The sequence below is a fragment of the Nocardioides sp. AX2bis genome, from assembly GCF_902506435.1.
Lineage (GTDB): Bacteria > Actinomycetota > Actinomycetes > Propionibacteriales > Nocardioidaceae > Nocardioides.
Genome location: NZ_LR733215.1, coordinates 3225045 through 3249366 on the forward strand (window position 1 = coordinate 3225045; position 24322 = coordinate 3249366).

28 protein-coding genes are annotated in these 24322 nt (G+C 75.7%); 13 read left to right on the top strand and 15 right to left on the bottom strand.

Annotation, left to right across the window (positions count from 1 at the left end; genetic code table 11):
• Window positions 1-64 precede the first annotated feature (64 nt).
• Both GV155_RS15480 and GV155_RS15485 read left to right on the top strand, forming a co-directional pair.
• On the top strand, window positions 65-646 hold the full coding sequence (locus GV155_RS15480) for a mismatch-specific DNA-glycosylase (RefSeq protein WP_160009389.1): 582 nt from the start codon (window positions 65-67) through the stop codon (window positions 644-646).
• A gap of 99 nt (window positions 647-745) precedes the next feature.
• Complete coding sequence (locus GV155_RS15485; protein WP_160009391.1) at window positions 746-1225, top strand: hypothetical protein; 480 nt, start codon at window positions 746-748, stop codon at window positions 1223-1225.
• A gap of 23 nt (window positions 1226-1248) precedes the next feature.
• On the opposite strand, the gene GV155_RS15490 is transcribed toward GV155_RS15485, so the two are convergent.
• Window positions 1249-1833: a protein-tyrosine phosphatase family protein gene (locus tag GV155_RS15490; RefSeq protein WP_160009393.1), complete on the bottom strand. Its 585-nt coding sequence runs from the start codon at window positions 1831-1833 to the stop codon at window positions 1249-1251.
• Between the two features lie 93 nt (window positions 1834-1926).
• On the opposite strand from GV155_RS15490, the gene GV155_RS15495 reads away from it, so the two are divergent.
• The gene (locus GV155_RS15495; RefSeq protein ID WP_160009395.1) at window positions 1927-2880 is read left to right on the top strand and encodes an NADP-dependent oxidoreductase; all 954 of its coding nucleotides are present in this window, start codon (window positions 1927-1929) and stop codon (window positions 2878-2880) included.
• 71 nt (window positions 2881-2951) lie between these two features.
• On the opposite strand, the gene GV155_RS15500 is transcribed toward GV155_RS15495, so the two are convergent.
• Genes GV155_RS15500 through GV155_RS15510 form a run of 3 tightly spaced genes read right to left on the bottom strand, consistent with a single transcriptional unit; the run spans window position 2952 to window position 4959 of the window.
• Window positions 2952-3383, bottom strand: a complete 432-nt coding sequence (locus GV155_RS15500) for a hypothetical protein (RefSeq protein WP_160009397.1) — start codon at window positions 3381-3383, stop codon at window positions 2952-2954.
• A 26-nt stretch (window positions 3384-3409) separates the two neighbouring features.
• Window positions 3410-4423 (bottom strand): aldo/keto reductase, encoded by a 1014-nt coding sequence (locus GV155_RS15505; protein WP_236554353.1) that lies wholly within the window; start codon window positions 4421-4423, stop codon window positions 3410-3412.
• A gap of 38 nt (window positions 4424-4461) precedes the next feature.
• Window positions 4462-4959 carry a MarR family winged helix-turn-helix transcriptional regulator gene (locus tag GV155_RS15510; protein ID WP_160009399.1) on the bottom strand — a complete coding sequence of 166 codons (498 nt, stop codon included), beginning with the start codon at window positions 4957-4959 and terminating at the stop codon, window positions 4462-4464.
• 73 nt (window positions 4960-5032) lie between these two features.
• Here GV155_RS15510 and GV155_RS15515 point away from each other — a divergent pair, with 73 nt between their 5' ends.
• Both GV155_RS15515 and GV155_RS15520 read left to right on the top strand, forming a co-directional pair.
• Window positions 5033-6199 (top strand): hypothetical protein, encoded by a 1167-nt coding sequence (locus tag GV155_RS15515; RefSeq protein WP_160009401.1) that lies wholly within the window; start codon window positions 5033-5035, stop codon window positions 6197-6199.
• Between the two features lie 26 nt (window positions 6200-6225).
• The gene (locus GV155_RS15520) at window positions 6226-6624 is read left to right on the top strand and encodes a hypothetical protein (RefSeq protein WP_160009403.1); all 399 of its coding nucleotides are present in this window, start codon (window positions 6226-6228) and stop codon (window positions 6622-6624) included.
• Between the two features lie 263 nt (window positions 6625-6887).
• Here the strand turns inward: GV155_RS15520 and rlmC are convergent, their stop codons facing one another.
• Window positions 6888-8015 carry a 23S rRNA (uracil(747)-C(5))-methyltransferase RlmC gene (gene rlmC, locus GV155_RS15525; RefSeq protein ID WP_160009405.1) on the bottom strand — a complete coding sequence of 376 codons (1128 nt, stop codon included), beginning with the start codon at window positions 8013-8015 and terminating at the stop codon, window positions 6888-6890.
• A 47-nt stretch (window positions 8016-8062) separates the two neighbouring features.
• On the opposite strand from rlmC, the gene GV155_RS15530 reads away from it, so the two are divergent.
• Together GV155_RS15530 and GV155_RS15535 are read left to right on the top strand one after the other, a co-directional pair.
• Window positions 8063-8827 (top strand): MBL fold metallo-hydrolase, encoded by a 765-nt coding sequence (locus GV155_RS15530; protein WP_201300196.1) that lies wholly within the window; start codon window positions 8063-8065, stop codon window positions 8825-8827.
• Between the two features lie 66 nt (window positions 8828-8893).
• Window positions 8894-9310, top strand: coding sequence for a VOC family protein (locus tag GV155_RS15535; RefSeq protein ID WP_160009407.1), 417 nt, complete (start codon window positions 8894-8896; stop codon window positions 9308-9310).
• 19 nt (window positions 9311-9329) lie between these two features.
• On the opposite strand, the gene GV155_RS15540 is transcribed toward GV155_RS15535, so the two are convergent.
• Genes GV155_RS15540 through GV155_RS15550 form a run of 3 tightly spaced genes read right to left on the bottom strand, consistent with a single transcriptional unit; the run spans window position 9330 to window position 11467 of the window.
• Window positions 9330-9680, bottom strand: coding sequence for a TraR/DksA family transcriptional regulator (locus GV155_RS15540; protein WP_160009409.1), 351 nt, complete (start codon window positions 9678-9680; stop codon window positions 9330-9332).
• 9 nt (window positions 9681-9689) lie between these two features.
• Window positions 9690-10601 carry a serine hydrolase gene (locus GV155_RS15545; protein ID WP_160009411.1) on the bottom strand — a complete coding sequence of 304 codons (912 nt, stop codon included), beginning with the start codon at window positions 10599-10601 and terminating at the stop codon, window positions 9690-9692.
• Entirely contained in the window at window positions 10598-11467 is an 870-nt protein-coding gene (locus GV155_RS15550; RefSeq protein ID WP_160009413.1) for a helix-turn-helix domain-containing protein, read from the bottom strand. Before GV155_RS15550 ends, GV155_RS15545 begins: the two co-directional genes overlap by 4 nt.
• A gap of 81 nt (window positions 11468-11548) precedes the next feature.
• Between GV155_RS15550 and bla the strand changes: the two genes are divergently transcribed.
• Window positions 11549-12544 carry a class A beta-lactamase gene (gene bla, locus GV155_RS15555; protein WP_160009415.1) on the top strand — a complete coding sequence of 332 codons (996 nt, stop codon included), beginning with the start codon at window positions 11549-11551 and terminating at the stop codon, window positions 12542-12544.
• 11 nt (window positions 12545-12555) lie between these two features.
• Here the strand turns inward: bla and GV155_RS15560 are convergent, their stop codons facing one another.
• Genes GV155_RS15560 through GV155_RS15570 form a run of 3 tightly spaced genes read right to left on the bottom strand, consistent with a single transcriptional unit; the run spans window position 12556 to window position 14904 of the window.
• Window positions 12556-13086, bottom strand: a complete 531-nt coding sequence (locus GV155_RS15560) for a metallophosphoesterase family protein (protein ID WP_236554354.1) — start codon at window positions 13084-13086, stop codon at window positions 12556-12558.
• A gap of 19 nt (window positions 13087-13105) precedes the next feature.
• A complete protein-coding gene (locus tag GV155_RS15565) occupies window positions 13106-13576 on the bottom strand; it encodes a hypothetical protein (protein ID WP_160009418.1) in 471 nt (156 codons plus the stop codon).
• An 11-nt stretch (window positions 13577-13587) separates the two neighbouring features.
• On the bottom strand, window positions 13588-14904 hold the full coding sequence (locus GV155_RS15570) for a T3SS (YopN, CesT) and YbjN peptide-binding chaperone 1 (protein ID WP_160009420.1): 1317 nt from the start codon (window positions 14902-14904) through the stop codon (window positions 13588-13590).
• A gap of 107 nt (window positions 14905-15011) precedes the next feature.
• Between GV155_RS15570 and GV155_RS15575 the strand changes: the two genes are divergently transcribed.
• On the top strand, window positions 15012-15347 hold the full coding sequence (locus tag GV155_RS15575; protein ID WP_160009422.1) for a TfoX/Sxy family protein: 336 nt from the start codon (window positions 15012-15014) through the stop codon (window positions 15345-15347).
• A gap of 6 nt (window positions 15348-15353) precedes the next feature.
• Here GV155_RS15575 and GV155_RS15580 read toward each other — a convergent pair whose 3' ends face one another.
• Window positions 15354-16172 carry an alpha/beta fold hydrolase gene (locus GV155_RS15580; RefSeq protein ID WP_160009424.1) on the bottom strand — a complete coding sequence of 273 codons (819 nt, stop codon included), beginning with the start codon at window positions 16170-16172 and terminating at the stop codon, window positions 15354-15356.
• Between the two features lie 90 nt (window positions 16173-16262).
• Between GV155_RS15580 and GV155_RS15585 the strand changes: the two genes are divergently transcribed.
• Window positions 16263-17240, top strand: coding sequence for a hypothetical protein (locus GV155_RS15585; protein ID WP_160009426.1), 978 nt, complete (start codon window positions 16263-16265; stop codon window positions 17238-17240).
• Window positions 17241-17397: 157 nt separating this feature from the next.
• On the opposite strand, the gene GV155_RS15590 is transcribed toward GV155_RS15585, so the two are convergent.
• Both GV155_RS15590 and GV155_RS15595 read right to left on the bottom strand, forming a co-directional pair.
• A complete protein-coding gene (locus tag GV155_RS15590; protein ID WP_236554355.1) occupies window positions 17398-18165 on the bottom strand; it encodes a sulfite exporter TauE/SafE family protein in 768 nt (255 codons plus the stop codon).
• A gap of 13 nt (window positions 18166-18178) precedes the next feature.
• Window positions 18179-18964 (bottom strand): FadR/GntR family transcriptional regulator, encoded by a 786-nt coding sequence (locus tag GV155_RS15595; protein WP_160009428.1) that lies wholly within the window; start codon window positions 18962-18964, stop codon window positions 18179-18181.
• A 157-nt stretch (window positions 18965-19121) separates the two neighbouring features.
• Between GV155_RS15595 and GV155_RS15600 the strand changes: the two genes are divergently transcribed.
• From GV155_RS15600 to GV155_RS15610, 3 genes are read left to right on the top strand one after another with little or no spacing between them, the layout of a single operon-like run.
• A complete protein-coding gene (locus tag GV155_RS15600) occupies window positions 19122-20510 on the top strand; it encodes an SLC13 family permease (protein ID WP_160009430.1) in 1389 nt (462 codons plus the stop codon).
• 5 nt (window positions 20511-20515) lie between these two features.
• Window positions 20516-21751, top strand: a complete 1236-nt coding sequence (locus GV155_RS15605) for a CaiB/BaiF CoA transferase family protein (protein WP_160009432.1) — start codon at window positions 20516-20518, stop codon at window positions 21749-21751.
• Window positions 21748-23193, top strand: coding sequence for a carboxyl transferase domain-containing protein (locus GV155_RS15610; RefSeq protein ID WP_160009434.1), 1446 nt, complete (start codon window positions 21748-21750; stop codon window positions 23191-23193). The genes GV155_RS15605 and GV155_RS15610 overlap by 4 nt, the downstream gene beginning before the upstream one ends.
• A gap of 77 nt (window positions 23194-23270) precedes the next feature.
• On the opposite strand, the gene GV155_RS15615 is transcribed toward GV155_RS15610, so the two are convergent.
• Complete coding sequence (locus tag GV155_RS15615; RefSeq protein WP_236554356.1) at window positions 23271-24311, bottom strand: SGNH/GDSL hydrolase family protein; 1041 nt, start codon at window positions 24309-24311, stop codon at window positions 23271-23273.
• Window positions 24312-24322 lie beyond the last annotated feature (11 nt).

Below are 24322 nucleotides of genomic sequence, written 5' to 3' on the forward strand. Positions count from 1 at the left end.
GCCCGCAGCCGTCGGTTCCCGCCCGCCCCGCGCCGGGTCCGGTCGTGGATGCCAGGCTGGCGTCGTGCCTGCCCGCCGCTCGTTCACCCCCGCCGAGCTCGAGACCTTCCGCGACACCGTCGTGCCCGACCTGGTCGACGACGACGTGCGGCTGCTGTTCGTGGGCATCAACCCCGGTCTCTGGACGGCGGCGACGCAGACGCACTTCGCCCGCCCGGGCAACCGGTTCTACCCCGCCCTGCTCACCGCCGGGATCATCGAGCGGCGGGTCGACCCCGCCGCGGGGATGACGTCCGAGGACCGCTCGCACCTGCTCGGCCGCGGGATCGGCATCACCAACCTCGCGCCGCGGGCGACCGCCAGGGCCGACGAGCTGACCCGTGAGGAGCTGCGCGCCGGCGGCGAGCAGCTGGTCGCGCTGGTGGCCCGGGTCCGTCCCCGCGTCGTCGCGGTCGCCGGGGTGACGGCCTACCGGACCGCCTTCGCCGAGCCGCGGGCGCGGACCGGCCTGCAGGAGCGCCGGCTCGCCGACGCGGCACTGTGGGTGGTGCCGAACCCCAGCGGGTTGAACGCCCACGACACCGTGGCGACGCTCGCGGAGGCGTACGCCGGGCCCGCGCGGGCCGCCGGCGTCCTCCCCGCCTGACCCGTCCGGACGTCCCCGACCCCCGGGCGCGCCTGTGGAGGGTCAGCGGCCTGTGGAGAGCCGGTCGCGCGGATCGCGCGGAGGCGTGATCGTGCTGTCATGGACGACGACCTCCCCGACCTGACCACCCCGACCGACCTGAGCGGCGACCTCGACGACGTCGGCGCCTACCGCCCCACGGTCAACACCCAGGCCGACCTGGAGCGGTTGTGGCGGGTGCTGATGCGACCCCTGGGGTTCGCCGAGACCAGCCTGTGGGCGATGCTCCTCGACGCCGACGGCCGGCCGCTCCCGGTGCTGACCGAGATCACCGACCTGGCCCACCTCCCCGATCCCGGCGAGACCCGGTCGATGGCGGCCTTCCTCGGCGACCTCGTCGACGAGCACGTGCCCGGCGGCCGGGTGGCGCTGCTGCGCACCCGGCCCGGTCGCGGTCGCGCCCGCCCCGACGACCTGGCCTGGGCCGCGGCGCTCCACACCGCCCTCGCCGCGGCCGGCGTGCCCGCGGACGTCGTCCACCTGGCCACCGACGACCAGGTCCTGCCCCTGCCGCTGGACGCGCTGCCGGTCTCGGCCTGAGCGCCGCTCGGCGAGGCGGTGCCTCAGCCCTCGCGGACCTGTCGGATGACGGAGGTCAGGTCGAGCTCGTGCTCCTGGCGCCAGCGCTGCAGCCGCTTGCGCTCGGCGCGTCGGGCGACCATGCCGGTGCCGGAGCGCTCGTGGTGCCAGCGCAGGGCGTCCTCGGCGTAGGCGACGTAGGCCACCGGCCGGGCCGTACGGATCGCGTCCATCGCCTCCAGCGGGTCCCAGCCGAGCCCCAGGAGCACCGCGAAGCCGGCGCTCGGTCCCCGGTTGACGCCCATGTGGCAGTGGGTCAGCACCACGGTGCCCGGCTGCTCGAGCGCGGCGAGCGCCCAGGAGGCCGTCCGGTCGAACCACGCCGCGGGCACGCGCTGGCCGCGGTCGTCGATGCCGTCCCAGCGGTAGTCCACCGCCGGCAGCCGGGCCCAGGTCTCGGCGTCGCGCCACTCGATCCGGGCGTCGAGGACGTGGGTGACGCCGGCCTCGGTCAGCTCCAGCGCCTGGTCCAGCGCGATGTCGGCGTCCGGGTGCAGGTCGCCGCCCACCAGCAGCCGGTCGGTGACGAAATGGGCGTTGGCGAGGCGGAGGTCGGGGTGCGTCGGCATGTCCTGCCCAGACTACGAGGCCGCGGCGACACCCGTACCGGTGTCGCGGCCCCGGTGGCCGGGGGGTGGGTGGGCGGACGGTAGACAGGGGCGATGAGAGCCATCGGAGTCATCGAGTACGGCGGTCCCGAGGCCCTGCGCGAGGTCGAGCTCGAGCAGGAGCCGCTCGGCCCCGACGAGGTGCGCATCGCCGTCACGCACGCCGCGGTCAGCCCGACCGACACCCTGGTCCGCAACGGCGCCCGCGCCGAGGGCGACCGCGCCCCCGACGTCGCCGACGTGCCCGGGATGGACGTCGCGGGACGGGTGGTCGACCTCGGCACCGCCGTCGGCGAGCGCGACGGCGAGTGGCTCTCGATCGGCGACCCCGTGATGGGGATCGTGGTCCCGTCGGGCCAGCACGGCGCGTACCGCACCGACCTCGTCCTGCCCTTCGATTCCGTGGCCCCCGTCCCGGACGGCGCGTCCGGCGCGAGCGCCTCCACGCTCCCGATGAACGGCCTCACCGCCTGGCTGGCCCTCGACCAGCTGGGCCTCGAGCCCGGGCAGACGCTCGCGGTCACCGGCGCGGCCGGCGCCTTCGGCGGGTACGTCGTCCAGCTCGCGAAGGTGCGCGGGCTGCGGGTCGTCGCCGACGCCGCCGAGACCGACCGCGACCTGGTGGCCGGGTTCGGCGCCGACGTGGTCGTCGAGCGCGGGGACGGTTTCGCCGACGCCGTGCTGCGCGAGGTCCCCGACGGTGTCGACGGCCTGGCCGACGGCGCCCTGCTCGGGGAGAAGGCGCTGCCCGCCGTGCGCGACGGCGGCGCCGTGGCCACCGTGCGCGGCTACGAGGGCGACGGGTCCCGCGGCCTGCGCGTCACCCCGGTCTGGGTCCGCGACGCGGCCCGTCGCCGCGACGCGCTCGAGGAGCTGCGCGCCCTGGCCTCCGACGGACGGATCACGCTGCGGGTCGCCGACGTCCTCCCGGCCGGCGAGGCCGCCGAGGCGCACCGCCGGCTCGAGGCCGGCGGGGTGCGCGGGCGCCTGGTGCTCGACTTCAGCTGACCGCTGTCCGGAACCGTCACCTCGACTGTCCGCGAGCGTCATCTCGGCTGTCCGCGAGCGTCATCTCGGCGTCAGGTGAGGCGCCAGACCCCCGGGGACGGGGCGACCAGGAGGCCCTGGTCGGCGAGGTTCTTGCGGGCCGTCCGGCAGGCGGTGCGCCAGCGCAGCTCGCCGGTGGGGCCCTTCTCCTGGTCACCGGGGCGGAAGACGTCGGCCATCCGCTCACCGACCGCGACCATGACGTCCTCGGCGGCAGCCTCCCCGCCGAGGTCCTCCAGGACCGCCAGCACGTGCGGCTCGAGGTCGGCGGCCGGTGTGTGCCGGCGGGCCCGCGCGGGCGGCGGGGGCTTCGCGGACGAGCCGGGCACCCGTGCCGTGGTGCGGGTCGTCCGGACCGGGGAGGCCTTCGGGGCGGGCTCCGGCGGCGGGGCCGGCGGGTTGCCGTGCACGCAGGTGCTCAGCGGCAGGTCACAGTGCTCGCAGTAGTCGTCGATGGTGCTCACGCTCCTTCAGCGGAAACCTACGCCGGTCACCAGCGCCCGTGGACCTCGGCCCGGACCCGCTCGTCGTAGATCCGCCGGACGCCGTCCTGCAGCGACGCGGACAGGGCGGGCAGCTCGCCGGCCGCGGCGTTGGCACGGGCCTGGTCGGCCGACCGGGCACCGGGGATGACGGTGGAGACGCCGTCCAGCTGCGCGACCCACGCGATCGCGGCCTGCGCGGCCGTGGCGCCCTCGGGGCCGTGCTCGCGCACCAGCGCGGTGAACTCCTGCGCCGCGGCCAGACCGGTCTCCCACGGCACCCCGCTGAACGTCTCGCCCACGTCGAAGGCGCTGCCGTCACGGTTGAAGGTGCGGTGGTCGTCGGCGGCGAAGGTCGTCGACGCGTCGTACCGCCCGCTCAGCAGGCCCGAGGCCAGCGGCACGCGGGCGATGATCCCGACACCGGCCTCCCGGGCCGCCGGCAGGACGGCCTCCAGCGGCTTGAGCCGGAAGGCGTTGAGGATGATCTGGATCGAGGCCACGTGGGGACGCGCGATCGCGGCCAGGGCCTGGTCCACGGTCTCGACCGACAGGCCGTACGCCCCGATGGTGCCGTCGGCGACCAGGGCGTCGAGCGCCTCGTAGGTGGTGTCGGCCTCGACGGTCGCGGTCGGCGGGCAGTGCAGCTGGACGAGGTCGAGGGTGTCGACGCCGAGGTTCTCCCGCGACCGGTCGGTCCACGCACGGAAGGCGTCGATCGTGTAGTTCTCCGGCTCCTGCACGGCGCGGCGGCCCATCTTGGTGGCCACCGTGACGCCGTGGTCGGCGGGCAGGTCCTGCAGGAAGGACCCGAGCACCCGCTCGCTGCGGCCGTCGCCGTAGACGTCGGCGGTGTCCAGGAAGCGCACCCCGGCGTCGTAGGAGGCCTGCAGCACCTCACGGGCGTCGGCCTCGCTGACCTCGCCCCAGTCGGCCCCGAGCTGCCAGGTGCCGAGCCCGACGACCGAGACGTCGCGCTGCTCGCGGCCGCGCTGCGAGGAGATGAGGGTGCGGTGCTGCACGAGGTGCCTCCGGGGGTCGTACGGACGGGGTCCCGACGCTAGTGCGCGCCCGACCCACCCGCGGGTGAGGGGTCGCCGCCCTGCTCCGAACCGGCCCCGGAGGCGGCCAGGTCGGCCAGCACCCCCCGCATCACGTCCCAGCGCGCGGCCCCGAGCCGGTCGCGCCAGGCCTGCTCCATCGCGCGCACCGCGCGGTCCCCCGCGGCCGCGGCCGCGGCCCCGGCGTCGGTCAGCACGAGCAGGCGTACCCGCCTGTCGGCCTCGTCGCGCTCGGTCCGCAGCAGGCCCTGCCGCTCGAGCTCCCGGGCGAACTCGCCCATCGACTGCGGGGTCATCCCGGCGACGGTGGCGAGGTCGCCGACCCGGATGCCGCCGGTCGGCACCATGCTCAGCACCCGGTGCTGGGAGCTGCGCAGCCACGCCCAGTCCGCCTCGGCGGTGCGGGCCAGCATGTCGTCGCGCAGGATCCGCAGCGTGCGGTCCAGCAGCTCGAAGACGTGCGCGTCCCCGCCGGTCCCCACCTCGCCCTTGACCACGATGTGAAGGTTACCTTACCGTCGCAGAAGCAAGGAAACCTTCGCATCTCGGCCCGAACCCCGCGGGGCACCCATGAGCAGCACGACGACCACCGGCTGGACGCTGGACGACCTCCTCGCCGGCCACGACCTCGGCGCCATGCTGCGCCGCGACGTCGACCCGGCCGCGACCACGGTCGAGACGCACCCGTACGACTTCGGGTCGCCCGCGACCTCCGCGCTGCTGCGGGTGGGTGGTCGGGACCGCGACGGCACCGCCTGGTCGGTCTTCGTCAAGGTGCTCGCGCACCTGCGGCACTGGCCCGGGCTGCCGTTCATGCCGCCGGAGACGGTGGACGACTTCGTGGCGATGTTCCCCTGGCGGGAGGAGCTCGGGCTGTGGCGTCCCGCCCTGCTGGACCGCCTGCCCGACGGCCTGCGCGTCCCGCACCTGCACGCGCTGGTCGATCTCGGCGACGACCGGGTGGCGGTGTGGGCCGAGGAGGTCGCGGTGCTGCCGGGGACCGAGGGCGGCCGCGGTGGCTGGGACCTCGACCGCTTCGCCCGCGCCGCCGACCTGCTCGGCGGGCTGAACGCCCGGATGTGCGACCGGGAGCTGCTCGACGAGTGCGAGTACGACGAGGACTACGCCCTGCTGATGTGGGTACGCCACGCCCTCGTCCCCACCGGCCTCCAGCCCCTCGAGGACGACGACGCCTGGTCGCACCCGGCGCTGGCCCCGCACCAGGACCTCCGCGCCCGGCTGCGGTCCGCCGCCGCCGGGATCGAGGCGGTCCTGGCCCGCCTCGCCGGCTGGCGCCACGGCATGCCGCACGGCGACGCCAGCCCGCAGAACCTGCTCGTGCCGCCGGCCGACGACCCCGCGGACCTCGTCGCCATCGACCCCGGCTTCCAGACCCCGGCGCCGCTCGGCTCCGACCTCGCCCAGCTCGTCGTCGGGCTGGTCCACGCGGGCCACCTCGACCCGGCGGCCCTCCCCGCGGTCGAGGACGTCGTGCTGGCCGCCTACGCGCGCGGCGCCGCCGTCGCGCTCGCCGAGCCCGACCGCGACCTCGGGCACGACCCGCGTCCCGACGACGTCGCGGGCGCGTACGCCGCGACGCTGCTCCTGCGCAGCGGCTTCACCGCGATCGACTACTCCTGGCTGGCCGACCCCGACCCGGCCCGCGCGGCGGCCCGGCTGGCTCCACGGGTCGGCCTGGCCTCGTTCGCCCTCGACGCCGCCGAACGCCACCTCTGACGCGGCCGAGCAGGCATGCTGTGCCCGTGCCTGATCCGGACGAGGTCGCCCCGCGTCGCCCGCTGCCTGCCTGGACGACCACGCCCGTGCCCCTGGTCGCGGCCGCGCTCGCCGTCGTGGTGGCCGCCGTGGGCGGAGCCGTGGTCGGCACGACCCTGCCGTGGGGCGACGTGCCGCTGACGGTGGAGAGCGGCACGGTGCTCCTGCAGGAGCCCGCGAACGGCCTGGCCAGCTTCGAGGGCGACGACGGCACCGTGCTCGGGCTCGACGCCGACGCGCTGGTGTGGTCCGCGGGCAGCGAGCACGGCGAGGGGACGCCGCCCTGCCTGCGCGAGGGCCGCGAGGTGGCCGTGGAGCTCGGGTACCGCTGGGTCCGGCTGCCCGACGGCGGGTCCAGCCTGACGCCGGTCTGGATGGGCTGCTGACCCGACCCGACGCAGTCGTGTGCCTGGGAACGGCCCAGGGACCGTCCTCGGGCACACGACTCGCACCTCGGCCGGCCCCCGTTCTGTCGCGGCCGACGGGTCGTGTGCCTGAGCACGGCTCAGCGACCGTCCTCGGGCACACGACTCGCGCCGCCGACCGGTCTGGCTGGGCTGCTGACCCGACCCGACGCAGTCGTGTGCCTGAGCACGGCCCAGGGACCGTCCTCGGGCACACGACTCGCGCCTTGGCCGGCCCCCCCGCGCTACCGCCGGCGCAGCAGCACGAGCACCTCGTGGTGCGCGGTCTGCGGGAACATGTCGAAGACCCGCCCGCGCACCGGCTCCCACGACGGCATCGCGTCGAGGTCGCGGGCCAGCGACCCGCTGTGGCAGCTGGAGTAGAGGACGTGCCGTGCGTCGGCACCGTCGAGCCGGGCCGCGAGGTCGGCGCCGATCCCGCGCCGGGGCGGGTTGACCACGACCAGGTCCGGGGCGTGCTCCTGCGCGGCGGCCCACGCCGTCGCGTCACCGGCCTCGAACCGCACCCCGTCCAGCCCGGCCCGGTCCGCGCTCTCCCGGGCGGCGGTCACCGCCTCCGCGCTGAGCTCGACCCCGACCACGTCCGGCACGCCCGCCCCGGCCAGGGTGAGCGCGAACCCGCCGACACCGCAGTAGAGGTCCCAGGCGCTGCGTGCTCCCAGGTCCCGCGTCCACGCCGCCGCCTCGGCGTACAGCGCCGCGGCCACGGCGGTGTTGGTCTGGAAGAAGCCCTGCGGGCGGAGCCGTAGGTCGAGGCCGGCCAGGCGCAGCGGCAGCGTGGACTGCTCGGTCAGCAGGACCTCCTCGGGCCCCTCGAGCACGGCCTTGTGCTCGGGCTGCAGGTTCACCGACGCCACGACCAGGCCGGGCAGCTGCTCGTGCAGCCACGGCAGGTGCTTGCGCAGCCGCGGCAGGGACTCGGTGCTGCGCAGCACGAAGCGGACCATCAGCGCACCGTCGGGGGCGACGGTGGCCAGGACGTGCTTGAGCTCGCCGCGGCGGGTCGGGACGTCGTACGGGACCAGCCCGGCGCGGGTGACCAGCGCAGCCAGCACCGGCAGCGCGTCGTGCAGCGCCGGCTCGTGCAGGCCGCAGTGCCGCAGGTCGACCCCGTGGCCGGCGCGGTCGAGGATGCCCAGCGTGGGCTGCTCGACGGTGCCGCCGACGACCATCTTGGCCTTGTTGCGGAAGCCCTCCTCCGCCCGCGCGACGGGCTCCTCCCACACCAGGCCGGGGTGCCGGCCCAGCGCGGCGACGGCGGCTGCGTGCACGGCGGCGAGCTGGTCGGCGTACGGCCGGCCCATCCACGTGCAGGACCGGCAGGCCCCGGCGTCGAAGTAGTCGCACTGCACCCGTCGCAGGCTACGGGCCGGCGCGCCGCCTGTGGGACGGTGCACCCATGGGCAGGGGGACCGTGCAGCTGACGCGCGTGGCGGACGACGTGCACGTCGTGACCGGCACCAACGTCAACTGGGCCGTGGTCACCGAGGGTCGCGAGGTCACCCTCGTCGACGCGGGGTACCCCCTCGACGCCGGCGCGGTGATCGCCTCGATCGAGGCCGTCGGGCGACGTCCCTCCGACGTGGTCGCCGTCCTGCTGACCCACGCCCACCTGGACCACATGGGGGGCATCCCCCACGTGCAGTCACGCTCGGGCTGCCGGGTCGTCACCGGTGCCGACGAGGTCGCGCACGCCCACCGCGAGCGCCTCGAGCAGGTCTCGGTACGCCGGCTGCTCGCCCAGACCCGCACCCCCGCCGGCGCCCGGTGGGTCGGGCAGACGCTGCGCGCGGTCGGGCCCCACGTCGGGATGCGGCTCGCCGGGGTGGAGGCGGCCCCAGGCGAGAGCCCGGTCGACGCACCCGGGCGCCTGGTCGCCGTGGAGACCCCCGGCCACACCACCGGCCACACCGCCTTCCTGATGCCGTCGTCCGGCGTGCTGTTCAGCGGCGACGCCCTGGTCACCGGCCACCCGCTGTGCCGTCACGACGGGCCGCAGCGGCTGCCCGGGATCTTCCACCACGACGCGGACGGCGTCAGGTCGTCCCTGCGCGACCTGCGCGACGTCCCGGCGGACGTGCTGGTGCCCGGCCACGGCGTGCCGGTGCGTGCGCCCCTGGCCGACCTCGTCGACGGGGCCCTGGAGCGCACCGACCACCGATGAGTCGCGGTGCCGCCCGTGGTCGGTACCCCCGACGACGTCCTGTCCCGACCCGCCCAGGAGGCACCCGTGTCCGTGCAGCTCAACGCCTACCTCAACTTCGACACCGCCACCCGCGAGGCGATGGAGTTCTACCGGTCCGTGCTCGGCGGCACGCTGGACGTGATGACCTTCGGCGACTACGGGGCCGAGGGGGACGCCGCCGGCCTGGTCATGCACGCGCAGCTGGTGACCGACGACGGCTTCGTGCTGATGGCCTCCGACCGCACCCCCGAGATGGGCGCGGTCGTGCGCGGCGAGCAGACGCACCTGTGCCTCAACGGCGACGACGTCGACCGGCTGCACCGCTGGTGGGAGGGCCTCGGTGAGGGCGGGACGGTGCACATGGCGCTGGAGAAGCAGATGTGGGGCGACGAGTACGGCGACCTCACCGACCGGTTCGGTCAGCGCTGGATGTTCAACATCGCCCTGGGCGGCCAGGCGTGACGATCCGGCCCTCGCTGTCCTAGCGACGCGTCGGGCCGGCGGCGCACCGCAGGCAGGTGGGCGCCGCCGGGCGCGCCTCGAGCCGTGCGGGGTCGATCTGCTCGCCGCAGGTGGTGCAGGTGCCGTACGTCCCGGCCTCGACCCGGGTCAGCGCTGCCTCCGTCGCGGCCAGGTGGCGGACGGCCTGCTGGACGAGCGACCCGGTCTGCGAGCGCTCGAAGGCGATCGTGTGCCCCTCGGGGTCGTGCTCGTCGTCGGCGTTGGTGTCGCGGGAGGCGTCGACGACCTCGGCGTAGTCCTCCTGCAGCCCGGCCAGGCGTCGCAGGGTGCGGTCGCGGTCGGCGAGCAGGGCCGGACGGGGGTCGTCCACGCCGCCAACCTACGCGCGGCCGGCGCGCAGGTGGTCGCGCAGCCGCCGGCCGACCTGCCCCATCGCGGCCTCCGCCGCCGGTTGGACGGCCGCGGCCACCCGTGACTCGGTGAGCACCGCGACGGCGTACCGCTCTCCCCCGGCGTGCTCGACCACGCCGGCCTCGTGCCGCAGGTTGAGCAGGGTCCCGGTCTTGGACGACCAGGTGGCCGCGTCCGAGGCGAGGTCGGGCCACAACCGCTGGCGGTGCACGTTCTCGCCCATCAGCCGGCGCACGTGCGCGGCGACCTCGGGCACCACCGGCCCGTCCTGCGACCACAGCAGGGCGAGCAGGTCGACGATCGCCCGCGCGGTGCCGGCGCTGGACCGCGACGTGTCGAGCTGCCGCACCCGGTGCCCGCCGCCCGCGGTGCCACCGGCCGCCGCGAGGGCGTGGGCCAGGTCGGGGTCCTCGGGCAGCGCCTCGGCCGGGGTGCGCGACAGGTCGCCGATCGGGTGCCGCACGTCGAGGTCCCGCACCCCCAGCGCGACGAGCCGGGCGGTGACCTCCTCGGGCGTGACCAGCGCGAAGAGGGCGTCGGTGGCGACGTTGTCGCTCAGCGCGACCGAGAGGTAGACCGCGTCCTCGAGCGCCACGCGAGCGGGGTGGGCGAACCGGCTCGACCCCACCCCGCCCGGCAGGGAGGCGTCGCGGGCGTCGAGGAGCAGCGGCCCGGCGCCGTCCAGGTCGCCGGCGTCGACCCGCTCCAGCACGCAGAGGGCCAGCGGCACCTTGACCAGCGACGCCAGCGGCACCGGCACGTCCGCCCCGGTCCCGACCTCCTCCCCGGTGCCGAGGTCGCGGGCCAGGCACCACCCGGTGAGACCCGCGTCGTCGAGGTCCTGCGCCACCGCCCGCAGCACCCGCTCGGCGCCGGTCACGACGCTCCCGCCGCCCGGGCCAGGGCGGGACCGAGCGCGGCGCGGACGCGGTCGGCGTCGGCGGGCACCCCGGCGGCGACGACGTAGCCGCGCTCGAGTGCGGGCGTGGCGAGCGGGGACCACACCAGGTCGTAGCGGGAAGCCTCCTGCGCCGAGGCGAGCAGCAGGTCCCGTGACGCCAGCACCGCCCCGACCGCAGCACCGGCGGAGGGGGCGAGCGCGACCTGGGTCGGCGCGAGGCCGGCGGCGTCGGCAGCCGCGGACACCCGGTCCCGCACGTGCGGGACGTCGTCCTCCTCGACCAGCCAGAGACGCACGCCGCGGCCGCCCGACCCGCGCCGCGTGCTGCGGAGGTCCTCCAGGTGCCGCACCGTGCGACCGGCCGTGGCCACGGCCAGCCCCAGCGGGACGCGCCAGGTCGCCTCCGCCGACGGTCGGGCCAGCAGCGCGGCGTGCACCGAGCGGGTCGCCAGCAGCTCGGGCCGCTGCCGGGCGGGCGCCTCGACGACGTGTACCGGCAGGTCGTGGTCACGGCCGGCCAGGTCGATGCCGGCGAGGTCGCGGACGTCCCACCCCGGCGGCACCGCGAGCGGCCACGCCACCCGGTGCGCCTCCTCCGCGTCCTGCGCCAGGGTCTCGGCGAGGTCGGCGAGGCGCCGCGCGGTCGGCAGCACCCGGCTGCCGAGCACGGTGGGGGCGGGGCGCCGCCCGTCGCGGTCCAGGACCCGGCCGCCGAGGTGCGCCTCGAGGGCCGCGACGCGGCGGCTGACAACCGACTGCGAGACCCCGAGCCGGGCCGCGCCGTGGGTGAAGCTGCCGCGCTCGGCGACGCTGACGAAGGCCTGGCAGGCCGCGACGAGGTCCACGCCGCCACCCTATGCACGATCTGCATGGACCTGCGCACAACGGTCTTGGACCGCATCGTCGTGCTCGCGCAGGCTGCTCGCATGACCCCCACGCGTACCCCGCACCCCACCCGTGCCCGTCGCCCGTCCGTGGTCGCGGCCGGCCTCGCCGCCGCCGCAGCCGTGGCGCTCCCGGCCGCCGCCTGCGCCACGGACGACGCGCCGCGCCCGCCCTCCACGACTGCCTCTCCGACCACCAGCCCCGACGGGACCCCCTCCGCGAGCAGCCCCGCGGCCGCCGACCCGGCCGCGGCCGTCCGCGGCCGCCTCGCCGCCCTCGAGGAGGAGCGGGACGCCCGCCTCGGCGTCTACGCGGTCGACACCGGCACGGGTCGCAGCGTCGCCTACCGCGGCGGCGAGCGGTTCGCGTACGCCTCGACGATCAAGGCCCTGGCCGCCGGCGCGGTCCTCGACGACCTGAGCCGGCCCGAGCTAAGGGAGCGGGTGCGCTGGACGGAGGAGGACCTGGTCGAGTACTCCCCCGTGACCGAGCTGCACGTCGAGGACGGCCTGACCGTCCGGCAGCTGATCGACGCGGCCATCACCGTCAGCGACAACACCGCCGGCAACCTGCTGTTCGACCTCGTCGGCGGACCTGGGGCGCTGGACGCCGCGCTCGTCGACGACGTCGGCGACCGGACCACCGAGGTCGTCCGGCGCGAGCCCGACCTGAACACCGCGGTGCCGGGCGACCCCCGCGACACGACGACACCGAGGGCGCTGGCGACCTCGCTGGGGCGCTACGTCCTCGGCGACGTGCTCCCGGCGGCCGACCGCCGGCTGCTCGAGGCGACGATGCGTCGCACCGAGACCGGGGACGCGCTGATCCGGGCCGGGGTGCCGCAGGGCTGGCGCGTGGGCGACAAGACGGGGTCCGCGGGCTACGGCACGCGCAACGACGTCGCGGTGGTCCGACCGCCCGGGGGCGACCCGGTCCTGGTCGCGGTGATGACCACGCACGACGAGGCGGACGCGGCGACCGACGACGCCCTCGTCGCCGATGCGACCCGAGTGGTCGTCGACGCACTTGGCTCCTGACGCCGCAGCCGTCAGGCGCGGTCCCGCCCGGGCCGGCGGGGAGGAAGCCGGTGCAGCACGACGTCGGCCAGGTCCCCGTCGGTGACCGTCGCGCTCATCCAGGTGCAGTACGGCTGCTGCCGCCGGTCGGTGGGCGAGCCCGGGTTGAGCAGGCGCATCCCGCGCGCGGTCGTGGTGTCCCAGGGGATGTGGCTGTGCCCGAAGACCAGGACGTCGACGTCGTCGTAGGTCGCGTCCATCCGCTCCTCCCGGCGCAGCTTCTGCCCGGTCTCGTGCACCACGCCGAGGCGCAGGCCGTCGAGGTCGGCGCGGGCCACCTCGGGCAGCCGGGCGCGCAGGCCGGGTCCGTCGTTGTTGCCCCAGCAGGCCACGAGCCGCTGCGAGGACTCCTCGAGCAGGTCCAGGGTGGCCTCGTCGACCCAGTCGCCGGCGTGCACGACGACGTCGGCGGCACGCACCGCCTCCAGCAGTTCGCCGGGCAGGACCTTCGCGCGGCGGGGCAGATGGGTGTCGGCGGTGAGCACCAGCGACAACGTGGTCATCGGGCGACCTCCTCGGGTCTCAGTAGACGACGCCGAGCCAGGAGGACGCGCAGCCGTGGCACACGTCGGGCTCGAACCTGGTCTCGGGCGCCTGCGGGCTCCGGCAGTAGCGGCACCAGCGGAAGGACCGTCGGCGACCGGTGACGATCCCCCGGACCACCTCGGGCCCGCGGTCGGCGAGCTCGTCCGCGGGCACGTAGACCGGCGGGCCCGGCCGGTGCTCGAGCCCGTGGGTGCCACCGGCCCAGACGCCTTCCGGGCTGGCCAGGAACACGCCGTGGTAGAACGCCCGCACCATCAGCTGCGGCGGCTCGCCCGCGACGTGCCACGGGGTGACGTCCATCGGGACCAGGTCGTCGGGGTCGAGACCGCCGGACGGGTCCGCGTCGAAGTCGTGGGACGGTACGGCCTCGCTGAGCCGCCAGCCGGCCCCGATGACGTCGGCGAGGTCGCGCGCCTCCCACCCCAGCGTGGCGGCGAGGTCGTCCACGGCGTCAGTCCTCACGTCGCCCACCCGAGGTCGAGGGTGTCCTCCCCGGGATCGACCTCGGCCACCAGCGGGGACTGGATGCTGCGCCGACGGCGGGCGACGTCGCCGGTGCCCGGACGCGGGCCGTCCGAGACCAGCCGCAGCGCCTGGCGCAGCGCGGTCAGGACCAGCTCCAGGTCGAGCCCGGCGCCCTCGGCGTGCTCCCGCAGGCCGGCCGCCCCGGCCGACCCGCTGCGGAGCAGGACCAGCTGCCGGATGATCTGGTGGCGGTCGTGCCCGAACAGCCCGGCCACCGTGGCGGGGCGGACCGGGCCGAGCACCAGCAGCTCCACGAGGCCGGCGACCTCGAGCCCGCCGAGATCGAGCACCGTCGGACCAGGCGCCGCGGGCGCCGCTGCCGCAACCGGGTCCACCGGGGCCGGCTCGGTCGCCTCAGCCTCCTCGGGCTCCTCGGGGTCGTCGAGGAAGCGGCTTCCCCCGACCCGCTCCACCAGTCGCCGCGCGACGTCGTCCATCACGGAGGTGAACAGCCGCGCGGCCACGACGAGGTGCGACTCGCAGAACGGCAGCGCCAGCACCTCCAGGCGCATCACCACCGCGCTGCCGCGGGCGACGAACTTGAAGGAGTCGTGCTCCTCGTTCAGCAGCGCGACCTCACGGCGTACGGCGTCGGGGTCGGTCGGGTCGTGGACGAGCTCGGCGAACAGCTCGACCACCGGCCGGTCCTCCCGCACGCTGACCCAGCACACGCTGCGCCCGTCGCGGATCGGCACGTCGCCCTCGGCGTCGTGGCGCACCTCGCCGAGCATCCGGCCGAGCGCGTCGTCGACGAGCTCCTGCAGGTGATCCCGGTCGTGGGGCGTGGTGACCCGGTCGGCCGGGTCGGCCGGGCCACCCTCCCCCGCAGCGGGGTCCTCGCCCTGGCCGGTGCGCGGGAGCGGCGCAGCGGGGTCGTGCTCCAGCCCCTCGGCCAGCAGCATGCTGGGGTGCAGCACGACCAGCTCGTCTCGCAGCACCTGCACCGCCCGCGCCGCTGCTCGGTCGACCTGGTCGCGCGGCAGCCGTTCCTCGCGGTGGCCCTCGTGCACGTCGATCCCGAGGGTCAGCACGTCGTCCACGGCGACCAGGATCCCCAGACCCGGACGACGTCCGATCCGTTGCGAGAGCTCGGGGGCGAACAGGCTCACCGCGCCGCCCGTCTCCGTCTCGTCGACCCGGTCGGCCAGTCGTACCCGGAACCGGGACCACGCGGCCTCGATCGCGGCGTCGAAGCCCCCGTCGTCGTCGCCGGTCCGGTCCTGCGCGTCGTGCTCGTCCTCGTGCCCCATGTCGCCTCCAGGGTCGGTGCCCGGTCACCCCGACCGGACCCCGACGACGGTAGGCGCGAGCACCGACAACCCTTCCGCCCCCACGCCGCAGGGAGCAGGGTGGACCCATGGCGTACGACGTGGAGCTGGCCGCCCGGGTGCGGGACCTGCTCGCCGACCGACCCGGCTGGAGCGAGAAGCGGATGTTCGGCGGGCTGGCGTTCCTGCTGGACGGGCGCATGGCGGTCGCGGTCAGCGGCGCCGGCGACGGGGCGATGATGGTGCGCCACGACCCGGCCGACGGCCTGCTCGGCGAGGCCCACACCGCTCCGATGGAGATGCGGGGCAGCACGATGACCGGGTGGCTGCTCGTGGAGGCGGCCGGCCTGGCCGACGACGCCGAGCTGGCCCGGTGGGTCGACGTCGGCGCCACCCGCGTCCGGGCCCTCCATCCGGACGCCTGACCTGGTTCAGCCCTCGCCGGCGACCGCCAGGAGTGCCCGCGCGGCCTCGGCAGGGCGCTCCAGCGCCAGCAGGTGACCGGTACGGGGCAGCACCTCCACGCTCGTGACCAGCGGCGCCGGGCGCAGCGCGACCATCTCGTCGACGGTCCCGGGGGGCACCTCGGTGTCCTCGGCGCCGTAGAGCAGCAGCACCGGCCCGGCGAAGCCCGCGAGGACCGCGCTGGTGTCGGTGCGCGCCGCCAGCGCCCGCGCCACCCACGCCACCCCGCGCGGGTCGGCCGCCTCGATGATCCCGGCGACCAGCCCGACCAGGTCGGGCTGCTCCCCCTGCGCGCTCTCCCCCAGCCCGCCCTTGACCGAGTCCGCCACCGGCTCGGTGTCGCCGCGCCGCTCCAGCTCCCCGGCCACCGCGAGGCGGTCGGCGGGCAGGTCGGGCTGCCCCACCCACGGCGTCGTGCTCGAGAGCAGCAGCGCGGTGACCCGCTCGGGGGCGAGGTCGGCGAGGGCCAGCGCGACGTACCCCCCGGTCGACACCCCGTGCACCGCGGCCCGGTCCACGCCCGCGTCGTCGAGGACCCGCAGCACGGCGCGCGCCATCGCGACCACGGACGGCTCGCCGACCGCCTGGTCGACGCTGCGCCCGAGCCCGGGCAGGTCCACCCGGAGGACCCGCACCGTGTCGACCAGCAGCGGCAGCACCCGGTCGAACGTGGTCGAGTCGAGCGGGAAGGCGTGCAGGAGCACCAGCACGGGCCGCCCACGACCGGGGTCCGCGCCCGGGTCGGAGTCGTCGTACCAGGGCAGGTCTGGGCGCAGGCTGGTCACCTCCCGACGCTAGCCAGCACGACGACCGCCGACCCTCACCCCCGCACCGCTGCTCTTGCCACCCGGCGCCGGAGGAGACACGGTGGGACGATGGACCTGGCCGACCCCGCCCGCCGCGCGGCGCTGCCCGCGCTGGACACCCTCGTGGCCACGGCCGACGAGGGCCTGCACCCGTGGGTGCGCCGGCGGGTCTGCGCCGACGAGCGGCGCACGGCGCTGGCCGAGGAGCTGCGCTTCTGGCTCTGCACCGCGGCGCAGGACCTCGACCACGCCCGCAGCTACGCCGACGCGGCGCCGCAGAGCGGCGAGCCCGCCGCGGCCTACCTCGACCGGTGGCTGCCGCTGACCACCGGCGGCCACGTCCTGGCGGGGCCCCGCTACCTCGGGCGCGACCCCGACCTGCCCTTCGTCGGGGTGACCGCCTCCGACCGCGTGCTGCGGCCCGGGGACGCCGGGGCGCTGCGCGAGATCGCCCGTACCGAGTTCGGCGCCTTCGCCCCCGGGTTCGTCCTGCTCACCACGGCCGACGACCTCGCCGGGGTCGCGGCCTGGCCGGGCGGCCGCCCCGAGATGCGGCAGGTCGCCGGTCGCCTCGGCGACCTCCGCGCGCGGTCGGTGCCGCCGTCGCTGAGCACCACCCGGCGCCGCGACACCGCCTTCTACGACGAGTACGAGCGGATCCACGGCGAGCACGTCGCCCGCGACCCCGCCCACGCACGGCACACCCGCTGCGAGGCCCGCGACGACCTGCGCGAGCTCGCGGAGCTGGGGCTGCTGCACGACGTCCGCGTCGACGGGACCTGGGCCGGGATCGTGGCCGCCGAGCCCGACGCCCGCCGCGGACTGCGGGGGGCAACCGTCGTCGAGCTCCTGCTCGACCACCCGTTCCGGGGCGCCGGCCACGGCCGGCACCTGTCGACCCTCCTGGCCAGGGCGCTGCCGATGCCCGACGACCAGCACCTGCTCGGCACGATCCACGCCGAGAACGTGCCGGCCTACCGGGCGGCGCTGGCCGCCGGACGCGTCGACGTCGGGGGCGAGGTCGTCCTGCCGCTGGACGACGTGTGACGGTGCGGCTGGTCGGGGCCGGGGCGCGGGTTGTCGTACGGGCGCAATTGCGTGGTTCCTGCTGATTGTCGGCGGTGAACGTGTCACAAGTCTGCAAGTGCGCCAGTACGACAGCACCCGCCGCACCCTCCCGCCCAAGCACCGCCCCCGCGGGCGGTCACATCAGCAGCACGGCGGCGGTGACGCCGCCGACGACCACCAGCACCCGGAACACCGTCGGCGGCAGCCGCCGGCCGATCCGCGCCCCGACGTACCCGCCGCCGACCGAGCCCGCCGCCAGCAGCCCGATCGCGGCCCAGTCGAGCTCGGCGAAGACCAGGAACACCACGGTGGCCACGACGTTGCTGGCCAGGATGGCCAGCGTCTTGAGGCCGTTGACCACCCGCAGCTCCAGGTCGGTGCCGAGCCCGAGCACGGCCACCATCATCACGCCGGACCCGGCGCCGAAGTAGCCGCCGTAGACCCCGGTCAGGGTGGCGAAGACGGTGGTCACCGGACCCATCTCCTCGCGCGGCGCCGCGTCCGGCCCCTGCCGCCGGCGGAGCCAGCCCGCCAGCCACGGCTGGACGCCGACGAGCAGGCAGGTGAAGAGGATCAGCCACGGCACGACGACCTCGAAGACACCCGGTGGCAGGAGCAGCAGCAACCACGCCCCACCGGCGGCACCGACCATGCAGACCACCAGGACCCGCAGCGTCGCGGCCGGGTTCTCCCGCAGCTCCTCGCGGTAGCCGAAGGAGCCCGACAGCCCCGCCGGCACCAGCCCGACGGTGTTGGAGGCGTTGGCCACGACCGGCGGCAGGCCGACCGCGACCAGCACCGGGAAGCTGACCAGCGAGGCCACGCCGATCGTCGAGATCATCAGCCCCGCCCCGAGACCGGCGACGAGGACGAGCAGGACGTCGGAGAGGTCGCCCGGGTTCACCGGAGGACCGGGTTCACGTGTCCCCGCGCAGCAGCGCCACGTCGCTGACCGTCCCGACGTGGGCGTGCATCGCCGCGGCGGCGGCCTCGGGGTCGCCGAGCCGGATCGCCTCGGCGACGGCACCGTGCCCGGCGAGGGAGACGCGCGGGCGGCCGGGCTGGGAGAGCGACTCGAGGCGGGTCTCGGCGATGAGCGTGCTGATCGTGCGCATCATCTGCTCCAGCAGCGGCGAGTGCGCCGCGGCCGTCACGGCGGCGTGGAAGAGCTCGTCGCCCTCGACCCCGCGCCCGCCGGCCTCGACGTCGGCGGCCATCGCGGCCAGCGCCTCGTCGATGACGGCGAGGTCCTCGGCCGTACGACGCTGCGCGGCCAGCGCGGCGAGCTTGGTCTCCAGGGCGTCCCGGGCGTCGATCACGTCGGGCAGCCGGTCGGCGTGCGCGCGGATCGCCTCGGTGATCTCGTCGGTGATCCCGTCGGCGATCCCGTCGGCGATCTCGCCGGCGGGCTCGTCCAGCGGTGCCCGGCCGGCGGCCGCCCCACGGACGCCCCGCTCGGTCACCACGGTGCCGTCGCCGTGCCGCACCGCGACCACGCCGACCACCTCGAGGGCGACCAGGGCCTGGCTGAGCGTGGCCCGGCTGACCCCCAGCCGGGTCGCCAGCTCACGCTCGGCCGGGAGCCGGTCGCCCGCGGCGAGGTCCTGCGCGGCGATCCAGTCGGTGATCTGCGCGGCCACCTGCTCGTAGAGCCGGGCCCGGCTCACGCGCTGGGGGAAGGACCGGTCGGGCAGGGATGCCATGGCCGCACCCTATTGACAGATGGATCACTTGCCTATTGGCTAGGCCACTAATCCACCGGGTGACCCCAGTCACAGGCCGACCGCCTCCCGCGGTCCCCCCGGTCAGGACAGCCCGGGCACCACCGTCCCCGGGCTCCTCGCACGGAAGGAACAACCAATGGGTCCCGAGTGGGTCGCCATCCTGGCGCTCGTCGCCCTGTTCGTCGTCGGCACGGTGCTGCCGATCAACATGGGCGCCCTGGCCTACGTCGCCGCCTGGTTCGTGGGCATGTACGCCCTCGGCCTCGACGAGGCCGAGATCCTCGGCGGCATCTCGGCCAGCCTGGTGCTGACGCTGATCGGCGTCACGTACCTGTTCGCCATCGCGCGCCAGAACGGCACCGTCGACCTGATCGTGCGCAAGTCGCTCGGCCTCGTCGGCGGCCGGGTGGCCTTCATCCCCTGGGTGATGTTCGCGGTGACGGCCCTGATCACCTCGATCGGCGCGGCCAGCCCGGCGGCCTGCGCGATCATCGGTCCGATCGCGCTCGGCTTCGCCGGCCGCTACAAGATCAGCCCGCTGATGATGGGCATGTTCGTCGTCCACGGCGCCCAGGCCGGCGGGTTCTCGCCGATCAGCATCTACGGCACGATCACCAACTCGGTGATGATCGAGAACGGCCTCGGCGACGCCTCGATCACGATCTTCCTGTCCAGCCTCGTGGTGAACATCCTGCTCGCCGCCGTCCTCTTCTTCGCCCTCGGCGGCACGAAGCTGATGTCGATGCGGATAACGGCCGGCGACGAGGCCCTGGCCAGCCCGCACCACGACGGGCCGCTGCACCGCGACCGCAGCAGCGCCGTCTCCGGGACCGGCGCGACGCCGACCACCGGCACCGCGCCCTCCGGCGCCACCACTGGCGGCACCCCCTCCGGCACCGTCACCACGGTCGACCCCGCCACCCTGGGCAGCACCCGTGACCACGTCCTGACGATCCTGGCCTTCGTCGCCGTCGCCGGCGTGGCCCTCGGCCTGGACCGCGACATCGGGCTGGCCGCGATCACCGCGGCGGTCGTGCTGTCGATCATCTCGCCGAACAAGTACAAGGACACCGTCAAGCAGATCGCCTGGCCGACGGTCCTGCTGGTGGCCGGCGTGAGCACCTACGCCACGATCCTGACCACCGCCGGCTCCCCCGAGGCCGTCGGCCTGTGGGCCGCCGGGCTCGGCGCGGCCGCCATCGGCGCGCTGATCCTCTGCTACGTCGGCGGGGTCGCCTCGGCGTTCGCCTCGTCCACCGCGCTGCTGCCGGTGATCATCCCGATCGCGATCCCGCTGATCGCCTCGGGCAACATCTCCGCAGGACTGTTCGTCGCCGCGCTGGCCGTGAGCTCGACCATCGTCGACGTCAGCCCCTTCTCCACCAACGGCGCGCTGATGCTGGCCAACCGGCCGGACTCCATCGGCGAGCAGACGTACTACCGCCAGATCCTCACCTACAGCGTGATCGTGACCCTCGCGGGCCCGCTGCTGGTGTGGGCCGCCCTCGTCCTCCCCGGATGGTGATCCGCATGACCGACCAGACCTCCTCCACCCCGACCTCCTCGACCTCGTCGACCGGGGGCCCGCTCGCCGGCACCGTCGTCGTCGACCTGTCCCGCGCGCTCGCCGGGCCGCACGCCACGCAGATGCTCGGCGACCAGGGCGCCCGCGTGATCAAGGTCGAGACGCCGGACGGCGGCGACGACACCCGCAGCTGGGGCCCGCCGTTCGTGGGCGACGAGCACGTGTCGACGTACTTCCTGTCGACCAACCGCAACAAGGAGTCGATCACCCTCGACCTCAAGGCCGAGGCCGACCGCGAGGTCCTGCTGCAGCTCGTCGACCGCGCCGACGTGCTCGTCGAGAACTACCGCACCGGCGTGCTCGAGCGGCTCGGGCTGGGCATCGAGAGCCTGACCGCGCGCAACCCGCGCCTGGTCGTGCTGTCGATCACCGGCTTCGGCCACGACGGCCCCGAGGGCGGGCGCGCCGGCTACGACCAGATCGCCCAGGGCGAGGCCGGCCTGATGTCGCTGACCGGCTCCGGCCCCGAGGACCCGCAGCGCGTCGGCGTCCCGATCGCCGACATGCTCTCGGGCATGTACGGCGCCTACGGCGTCCTCGCCGCGCTGCACGAGCGCGAGCGCACCGGCGTCGGCTCGGTCGTCCGCACCTCGCTGCTCGCCGCGGTCGTCGGCGTCCACGCCTTCCAGGGCACCCGGTGGACCGTCGCCGGCCAGGTCGGCCAGGCGCAGGGCAACCACCACCCCTCCATCGCGCCGTACGGGCTGTTCCGCTGCCGCGACGGGGCGGTCCAGATCTCGGTCGGGTCGGAGGGGCTGTGGCGCAAGTTCTGCGCCGGCTTCGACCTCGACCCCGCGGCCGAGGGCCTGGCCACCAACCCCGAGCGGGTCGGCAACCACGCCCGCGTCGTCGAGCTCGTCGAGACCGCGTTCGCCGGCACCGACGCCGAGCCGCTGCTGGCCCGGCTGGCCGAGGTCGGCATCCCGGCCGGCAAGGTCCGCACGATCGACGAGGTCTACGCCTGGGACCAGGTGCACAGCCAGGGCCTGGTCGTCGAGGTCGAGCACCCCCAGCTCGGGACGATCACCACCCCCGGCCCGCCGCTGCGGTTCTTCGAGGGCGACGGCACCGAGGTCACCCACCGCGACCACACGGCGCCGCCGACCCTGGACCAGCACGGCGCGAGCGTCCGGGCCTGGCTGGAGCAGACCCACCCGCAGTCCGAGGAGGGCCGCGCGTGACCCGCCGCTGGCACGCCCGCGAGCTGATCGACCTGGTCCTCGACGACGGCTCCTGGGAGTCGTGGGACGTCCCCGTCGACCAGGGCGAGGTCTCCGAGGAGTACGCCGCCCAGCTGCGCAAGGCCGCCGAGCGGTCCGGGGTCGACGAGTCGGTCATCACCGGCCGCGGCCGGGTCCGCGGCCGCGAGGTCGCGGTCGTCCTCAACGAGTTCGACTTCCTCGCCGGCTCGATCGGCCAGGCCGCGGCCGGCCGGATCGTGGCCGCGGTCCGGCGGGCGACCGCCGAGGGTCTGCCCCTGCTGGCCTCGACGGCCAGCGGCGGCACCCGGATGCAGGAGGGCACGCCGGCGTTCGTGCGGATGATCGAGATCTCGCGCGCGCTGATGGCCCACCGCGCGGCGCGGCTGCCGTACCTCGTGCACCTGCGCAACCCGACCACCGGCGGCGTCTTCGCCTCGTGGGGGTCGCTGGCCCACCTCACCGTGGCCGAGCCCGGTGCGCTGGTCGGCTTCCTCGGCCCGAAGGTCTACGAGGCGCTCAACGACAAGGCGTTCCCGGCCGGCGTGCAGACCGCGGAGAACCTCTCGGCGCACGGCATCCTCGACGCGGTCGTGCCGGCCGAGGCGCTCACCGGCCTGGTCGACAACGCGCTGGCGACCCTCGTGGACGGCCCCACCGCGCCGCAGCTGGTCGCGGCGGCGCCCCTGGTCACCGAGGTGGCCGGCCTGGACGACCTCGAGCAGCTCGACGCCTGGGAGCACATCAGCCGCTCCCGCAAGCCCGAGCGCCCTGGGGTCCGCGAGCTGCTCCGGGTCGCCGGCAGCAGGACCGTACGCCTGCGCGGCACCGCCGAGGGCGAGCGCGACAGCGCGGTGATCGTCGCGCTGACCCGCCTCGACGGCCAGCCCTGCGTGATCGTCGGCCAGGACCGCTCGCGGCAGAGCGCGGCGCACCCGATGGGCCCGGCCGCGCTGCGCCAGGCCCGCCGCGGGATCCGCTTCGCCGAGGAGCTCGGCCTGCCGCTGGTCACCGTGATCGACACCCCCGGCGCCGAGCTGTCCCCCTCGGCCGAGGAGGGCGCGATCGCCGGCGAGATCGCCCGCTGCATCGCGGCCATGTCGACGCTGACCGTGCCGACGGTGGCGCTGCTGCTCGGCGAGGGCTGCGGCGGCGGCGCGCTGGCGCTGCTGGGCGCCGAGCACGTCGTGGCGACCGAGCACGCCTGGTTGGCACCGCTCCCGCCCGAGGGCGCGAGCGTCATCGTGCACGGCGACTCCTCGCACGCCGCCGAGATGGCCACCCACCAGCGGGTGCCGGCCGGCGAGCTGATGCGTGCCGGCATCGTGCACGCGATCGTGCCGGAGACCGGCGACGCCGAGGCCTTCACCGCGAGCGTGGCCGCCGCGGTCGTCGGGCGGCTGCGGGAGGTCGCGGCGGGCTGAGGCTGCGCCGCGCGGAGTCGTGTGCCTGAGCACGGTCCCCGGACCGTGGAGAGGCACACGACTCCTGCTGCGGGCGGTCAGGCCGCGTGCCGCGCCACCCACCGGTCCAGGTCGATCCCGGCACGCTCGGCCGCGCGGCGTACGGCCGGCGACGTGAGGTCGGGCGCCCGCACGACCTGCGGCTCGATGTCGCGGTCGAGGGCGGCGTACTGCTCCTGCGAGGCCGCGATGTCGCGCGCCGGCACCCGGACGAGCCCGGTGTCGGCGGCCCGGGCCGCGGGCACCTGCCCGGCGACCGTCGGCAGGTAGCCCGACGCGTGGCCGGCCCGGTTGGGGTGGTAGCTCTCGACGATCGGGTTCGACAGCCCGTTGAGCCACTCGGCGTCCGCGCAGACGGCGTGGCCGACGAACCTGCTGGTCGGGTCGGCGAAGGCGAACCCGCGCGCGGCCGCGGCCTCGCGGAGCCGGCGGTTGATCAGGTCGGCGGTGGCGTTGAGTCGGGTCATCTCGGCGCCGGAGAAGAAGGTGGCGGCGTTGCAGTCCTCGCCGCCGAAGATCCGCGGGTAGCCCACGACGACCACCTGCGCGTTCGCCGCACGGGAGCCGATCGCGCCGTAGAGCGTCGAGAGGCGCCCCGGCAGCGTGCCGTTGATGAAGGACTGCGCGCCGTCGACGGCCTTGTCGCAGCTCGCCGCCCACCAGGGAAGCGCGCACGTCGTGAGCACGTCGGCGAACCCGGCGTCGTTGCCGCCGACCGAGACCGTCACGAACGACGTGGTGGACGACAACGCCCCGAGCTGGGCGGTGGTCACGTCGGGGATGGTCGCCCCGGAGCAGGCGCGGAAGTCGAGCGCGTAACCCCGCTGGGCCGCGAGCAGGCTCGGGAACGCCGAGGTCGACCGGAGGCACTCGGTGCCGTCGTCGACGTACAAGCGGGTGCCGGTGCCCGAGGAGTAGGAGTCGCCGAGGGCGACGTACGACGGCGCGGCCGCCGCGGCGGGCGGGGGGTCGCCGGCGGGGGCGAGCAGACCTGCGGCCAGGGCGAGCGCGCCCAGGCCGGCGAGGGCGCCGCGGCGCAGGATGGTGGGACGCAGGACGGCGGTGCGACGACGTGCCACGAGGGCTCCGA